General features: G+C 68.7%; 6 protein-coding genes. All 6 read right to left on the reverse strand.

Annotation, left to right across the window (positions count from 1 at the left end):
• Positions 1–280: 280 nt before the first annotated feature.
• On the reverse strand, positions 281–1,180 hold the full coding sequence (locus DX912_RS18035) for a sensor histidine kinase (protein WP_181902893.1): 900 nt from the start codon (positions 1,178–1,180) through the stop codon (positions 281–283).
• Positions 1,181–1,268: 88 nt separating this feature from the next.
• On the reverse strand, positions 1,269–2,441 hold the full coding sequence (locus DX912_RS18040; RefSeq protein ID WP_115844996.1) for a methyl-accepting chemotaxis protein: 1,173 nt from the start codon (positions 2,439–2,441) through the stop codon (positions 1,269–1,271).
• Positions 2,442–2,765: 324 nt separating this feature from the next.
• The gene (locus DX912_RS18045) at positions 2,766–3,848 is read right to left on the reverse strand and encodes a protein-glutamate methylesterase/protein-glutamine glutaminase (RefSeq protein ID WP_115844998.1); all 1,083 of its coding nucleotides are present in this window, start codon (positions 3,846–3,848) and stop codon (positions 2,766–2,768) included.
• A complete protein-coding gene (cheD, locus tag DX912_RS18050; RefSeq protein WP_386840401.1) occupies positions 3,849–4,442 on the reverse strand; it encodes a chemoreceptor glutamine deamidase CheD in 594 nt (197 codons plus the stop codon). It abuts the gene before it with no gap.
• A gap of 17 nt (positions 4,443–4,459) precedes the next feature.
• Complete coding sequence (locus DX912_RS18055; RefSeq protein WP_115845002.1) at positions 4,460–5,302, reverse strand: CheR family methyltransferase; 843 nt, start codon at positions 5,300–5,302, stop codon at positions 4,460–4,462.
• A 184-nt stretch (positions 5,303–5,486) separates the two neighbouring features.
• Positions 5,487–6,000 (reverse strand): methyl-accepting chemotaxis protein (locus tag DX912_RS18060; protein ID WP_233433648.1); only part of this gene is annotated, 514 nt, incomplete at its 5' end.

A 6,000-nucleotide genomic window follows, 5' to 3' on the forward strand; every position in this document is an offset into this window, starting at 1 on the left:
ATGCGTTCGGGCCGGGGAGGGGCAACGGAGGAATGGCGTTGAACCGTCGTTGCGGCACAGCGCTGGGATGTTGCTTCGCGCGTCGAAGCCCAGGATCAAGGTGGATTCCAGCTTTCGCTGGAATGACGGTGATGTGGTTCACCTCACGCGGAGTGCCCGAAATGTACGGGCCTGGGTCCCGGCTTTCGCCGGGATGACGACATCTGTTAGCCGAGATGCTCCGCCTGCGAACGCACGCAGCCTGTGAACGCATGCCGCCCTACGAACGCACGCCGCCCTACTAACGCGCGTCGCCCACCCGCACCGGCAAGCACGCCCGTATGCACGTCCCCGCGCCCGGCACCGTTTCGATGTCGAAGGTGCCGCCCAGGTGCGTGGCGCGTTCGCGCATCGCGATCAGGCCCAGGCCGTGAACGTGGTCGGGATCGAAGCCGCGGCCGTCGTCGATGATCGACAACAGGATCTGATCGCCACGGGGCGCGAGCAGCACCGTCACCTGCGTCGCGCCGGAATGGCGCAGCACGTTGGTCAGCGCTTCCTGCGCGATGCGGAAACACGCCAGTTCGACCCTGGGATCCGGGCGATCCAGCAAAGGCGCGAGGTCCAGCTCCAGCGCGGGCGTGCCGCCGCGGCGGAAGAGCCGCTCGCACTGCCAGCGCAGCGCGGCGACCAGGCCCAGCGCGTCCAGCTGGGGCGGACGCAGCAGGATCGAGAGGTCGCGCAGCTTGGCGATCGTCGAATCGGCGATGCCGACGATCTCCTCGACGATCTCGCGGCGGCCGGCCTCGTCCTCGCCTTCGAGGGACGTCGCCGACATCTTCATCGCCGAGATCGCCTGGCCGATGTCGTCGTGCAGTTCGCGCGAGAGCGTGCGGCGTTCGTTTTCCTGCACGTCGATCAAGCGCGCGTTGAGCGCGTGCAGTTCTTCCTGCTGGCGTTGCAGGTGCGCGGCCAGTTCGACCTCCCGCGTGTCCGAGCACGTGCGCCGCAGCATCGCAAACAGCAGCACCGCCACCAGCGGCAGCGACAGCGCATTGGCGATCCAGTGCGCGGCATCGCCGAAGAAGCGGCGCAGTTCCAGCGCCAGTGCGGGCGCGACGAGCGCCATCCACACCACGGCAAGCGCGGCCATCGCCAGCGACAGCAGGAACCCGTTGCGCCCACGCAAACGGGCGCGCAAACCTGCGCGCCCGTCCGGGGTGTGCCCTGGAGACCCGGTGGGTCCCGTCGGCGATGGAGGGATCTGGTTCATCCCGTCATGTGGAGGATCAGAAGAGTTCGACGCTACCAGCATCCATCGACTGCTGCATCACGGCCTTGTGAGGCGGACGCTCCCACTCGGACTTCATCTGGGCGATGCGCTGGCCGAGCTGGTGCAGGGCCTGGCGGACTTCGGCGTCGGCGCGGTCGGCGTTGTGCAGCAGCTGGTGCAGGGCGGTGGCTTCGCGGTTGATCGCGCTCAGACGGTCCAGGTGCGTGGTGGCCGCGCCCAGGGCCTGGGTGGCGATGTCCTCGAACTGCAACGAACGCACGGCCTCGGCGACGGAGCCGTCGATGGCGCGGCCGCAGTCGGCGATCTCGCGCATGCCGTTGCCCAGCCCACGGTTGATGCCGTCCACGCGTTCCAGCATCGCGGCGGCTTCGGCGCGGGCGCCGCGGGAACGGTCCATGTCGCGGGACGCCATCGTGGTGACCGTGTCGCGGACGCGGGCGATGGCGTCCTTCGAGCTGTGCGCGAGCTTGCGGATCTGTTCGTTGAACGCGGTGGAGCGTTCGGACAGGTTGCGCACCTCGTCGGCGACGACCGCGAAGCCGCGGCCCGCCTCGCCAGCACGCGCCGCTTCGATCGCGGCATTCAGCGCGAGCAGGTTGGTCTGGTCGGCGATGGACTTGACGTCTTCCAGCAGCGCGAAGATGCCGTCCAGGTGCTCTGCCATCGCGTCGATGTGCGTGACGGTCGTGGTGCTCTGGCCGCTCACGGCTTCCAGCGCTTCGACCAGCTGTTCCATCTGCTGGCTGGCCTGCAGGGCGAAGCGCGAGACGTCCACGCCGCCGTGTTCGCCGTCGGTGCGGTCGATGATGCGCGAGACCACTTCGCTCTGCTCGCGCGACTTGCGGTTCACCGCTTCGAAGCTGGTGCCGAGCTTGGCGACCGATTCGCGGATCAGCACGCGGGTGCGGTCGATCTCGCCGCGCGAACCCTGCACTTCGGAATTGACGAAGTTGCGCAGGTCATCGAGCAGGCGCGTCTGTTCGCGCAGCATCGCCGCGTCGTTATGGCTGGGACGCTGCATCGTCCAGGCGAAGCCCAGCCAGGCCAGCGTCATGGCGACGAGGGCTCCCCATTGCACGGCGGCGGGCCACTCCATCGCTTCGGCGGCAATGAGCAGGGTCGTCAGCACCAGCGGTGCTGCAAGGCGAATCAGTACGCGGGAATCCATCTTCGATCTCACCGAATGGGGCAACCTAGATAACGGCGGGCGGGGGCGGTGCTTTAGGTGAAAAGCGCCTGGTTTGCGCGGCGTGTCGTGGCTGTGACGTGCTGCGCGTTTTGACGTTTTGCCGACATGCGCTTGCAGCCAGTAAGACGACGTGCGCTTTTTGCTCCCTCCCCTGCTTGCAGGGGAGGGCTGGGGAGGGGTGAAGTGGCGGCTGATGGCTTATCCGGAAGAAGCACTCTCTTCCGCGTGGTTGTGAAGAGCTTGCCGCTATCGCGGCTTCGCGACCCCTCCCCAACCCTCCCCTGCGAGCAGGGGAGGGAGCTTTCATTCGTGCGCCGTTCCCGCCAGCAGCTTCTGCGCGACCAGCGACAGCGGCACGGTTTCCTGCGCGGCGCCCAGCGCGACCGCGGCGCCGGGCATGCCCCAGACGACGCTGCTGGCTTCGTCCTGCGCGATCGTGGCCGCGCCGGCCTTGCGCAGCGCGAGCAGACCGCGCGCGCCGTCGTCGCCCATGCCCGTGAGCAAAGCGGCGCTGGCGTTGGCGCCGACGTGTTCGGCGACCGAATCGAACAGCGCATCCACGCTCGGGCGATGCCGGCGCACCGGATCGTCGTCGCCGAGGCGGCAATGCCAGCGCGCACCACTGCGGTACACGCGCAGGTGGCGGCCGCCCGGGGCGACGTAGGCGTGACCGGGCAGCAGTTCCTGGTCGCGTTCGACGTGGATCACCGTCATGCGGCTGTGGCGGTCCAGGCGATCGGCGAAGGGCGCGCTGAATGCGCCCGGGATGTGCTGCGCGATCACCGTCGCCGGTGCATCGGCGGGCATCTGCGAGAGCACTTCGCGGATCGCTTCCGTGCCGCCGGTGGATGCGCCGATGGCGATCAGCCGGTGCGTCGTGCGATACGCCACCGGCGGCGTGGCGATGGTTTCGCCCGCGCGCACCGGTGCGGGCGCGACGACGCGCGCCTTCGCGGCCTGCTTGATCTTCTCGATCAGCAACCCGGCGTATTCGGTCAGGCCGCGCGCGACGTCGAGCTTGGGCTTGGCGATGAAATCCACCGCGCCCAGCGCGAGCGCATCCAGCGTGACCTGCGCGCCGCGCTCGGTCAGCGTGGAGACCATCACCACCGGCATCGGCCGAAGGCGCATCAGGTTGCGCAGGAACGTCAGGCCGTCCATGCGTGGCATCTCGACGTCCAGCGTGAGCACGTCCGGATCGAGCTGCTTGATCTTGTCGCGCGCGATGTACGGATCGGCCGCGCTGCCGACGACGCGGATGCCGGGATCCTCTTCCAGCAGCTGCGTCATCAGCTGGCGCACCAGCGCCGAGTCGTCGACGACGAGCACGCGGATCGGGCCACGCGCGGCGGGATTGCCCCGCTCGGAAAGGCGGACCGCATTCATTCAGAACAACTCCACGCTGCCGCTGGCGACCGGCTCGCGGGCGAGGCGACCGTAGTAGGCGCGTTCGGCGTCGACGATCACGTCGTTGCGCGCCGACGGCAAACGCTTGACCAGCGTGCGCCCGGTCTGCGCGAAGAAGCAGACCTTGCGCGGGTGGATGTCGCCCAGGTCCTGCGCCATCACGGGGATCTGTTCGGCGCTGAGGTACTCGAGCACGAAACTCGCGTTGCGCGTGCCGATGGGATCGCTGTAGAAGCCCGAGAGCACGTTGCCGCCGCCGAAGACCTTCGCCATCAGGCGCGAGCGTCGCGCGCCGCGCTTGAGCAGGTCGTTGATCAGCAGTTCCATCGCGTGCGCGCCGTAGCGCGATGACACCGATCCGGCCTCGCCGCCGGGCAGCATGAAGTGGTTCATGCCGCCGACCTGCACCAGCGGGTCGTACAGGCACGCGGCCACGCACGAACCCAGCAGCGTGACCAGCGCGATCGGGCGGTCGGTGACGCGGTAGTCGGCCGGCAGCAGCTTGATCGCCTCGGTCTGCAGGACCGGATCGAAATAGCTGCCCGGTTCGACGGCGGGGCGGGCGGGGCTGATGGCGACGTTCATGGCGGTCACTTGCGGCCGGCGGGGCGGTAGGTCGTGCGTCCGCACGCGGTGACCAGGTCGTGCGCGTGGCCGAAGCTTTCCGAATGCCCGGCGAAGAGCAGGCCGTCGGAGGCGATCAGCGGCGCGATGCGCGAGAGCACCTGGTACTGCGTGGCCTTGTCGAAATAGATCATCACGTTGCGGCAGAACACCGCATCGAAGCCGCCACGCAGGCCGTAGTCGTCGTCGAGCAGGTTGAGCGGGCGGAATTCGATCAGCGCCTGCAGTTCGCGCTTCACGCGGCACAGGCCGGCGTTGTCGCCGCTGCCGCGCTGGAAGAACTGGCGGCGTCGCTGCAGCGACAGACCGTTGATGCGTTCCACCGGGTACACGCCGCGCGCCGCGGTCTGCAGCACGTTGGTGTCGATGTCGGTGGCCAGGATGCGCACCGGCGGCGTCATGGTGCCGTACGCCTCGCAGGCGGTGATCGCCAGCGTGTACGGCTCCTCGCCGGTGGAGGCGGCGTTGCACCAGATCGACGCGCCGTCGCGGCAATGCGCGCGCAGGTGCTCGGTGAGCATGTCGAAGTGGTGCGACTCGCGGAAGAAGGAAGTGAGGTTGGTCGTGAGCGCGTTGATGAAGCCCTGCAGCTCGGCGTCGGGATCGGCCTCGACGTAGTCGAGGTAATCGCCGAAGCGGTCCAGGTCGAGCGCGCGCACGCGCCGAGCGAGACGGCTGTACACCATGTCGCGCTTGTGCGGATGCAGGTGGATGCCGGCGTACTCGCGGATCATCTTGCAGACGCGACGGAAATCGCGGTCGTCGAAGGTGAATTCGCGGTCGTCGGAGGTGCGCGGGGAAGGACGCATGGGCGTGATGGAGTGGGTGCGATCAAGCGCCTGCGTTCCGGCTCCTCCCCCTGCGCGCAGGGGGAGGTTGGGAGGGGGTCGTGAGGCGCGTCAGCGCCGAGCTCGCCGCGTTGCGGCTTCGCGACCCCTCCCCAACCCTCCCCTGCAGGCAGGGGAGGGAGTCACTGCATGTGGAACTGTTGGATCAGAACTCCTGCCAATCCCCGTCCGCGCTGTTCGCGGCGGCGGTGGCGCGGACCTTGCGGGCGGCAGGCTTGGCGGCCGGTGCGGCGGCGCGCGCGCGCGCGGGCTTGGCCTGGGGCATCTCGACCACGGTGGCCTGCGCGGCGCGCACGGCCTGGGCCGAATGCGCGAGGCGGAACACCGCGACCGTCTGCACCAGCTGCTCGGACTGCTGCTCCAGGCTGCGCGCGGCGGCCGACGCCTGTTCGACCAGCGCCGCGTTCTGCTGCGTGCCTTCGTCCATCTGCGTGATCGCGTTGTTGACCTGCTCGATGCCCGAGCTCTGCTCCTGCGACGCCGCCGAGATGTCGGCGATGATGTCGGTGACCTTCTTCACGCTGGTCACGATCTCGTGCATCGTGCGGCCGGCCTGGTCGACCAGCTGGCTGCCTTCCTCGACCTTGCCGACCGAGTCGCCGATCAGCTGCTTGATCTCCTTCGCCGCGTTCGCCGAACGCTGCGCAAGCGAGCGCACT

Origin of the sequence: Lysobacter soli, assembly GCF_003382285.1 — a bacterium.
Lineage (GTDB): Bacteria > Pseudomonadota > Gammaproteobacteria > Xanthomonadales > Xanthomonadaceae > Lysobacter_J > Lysobacter_J soli.

Excerpts from the sequence above, each read along its gene's own strand:
- DX912_RS18055 (WP_115845002.1), bottom strand. The coding sequence starts at position 5,302 with ATGCGTCCTTCCCCGCGCACCTCCGACGACCGCGAATTCACCTTCGAC.
- DX912_RS18040 (WP_115844996.1), bottom strand. The coding sequence starts at position 2,441 with ATGGATTCCCGCGTACTGATTCGCCTTGCAGCACCGCTGGTGCTGACG.
- DX912_RS18045 (WP_115844998.1), bottom strand. The coding sequence starts at position 3,848 with ATGAATGCGGTCCGCCTTTCCGAGCGGGGCAATCCCGCCGCGCGTGGC.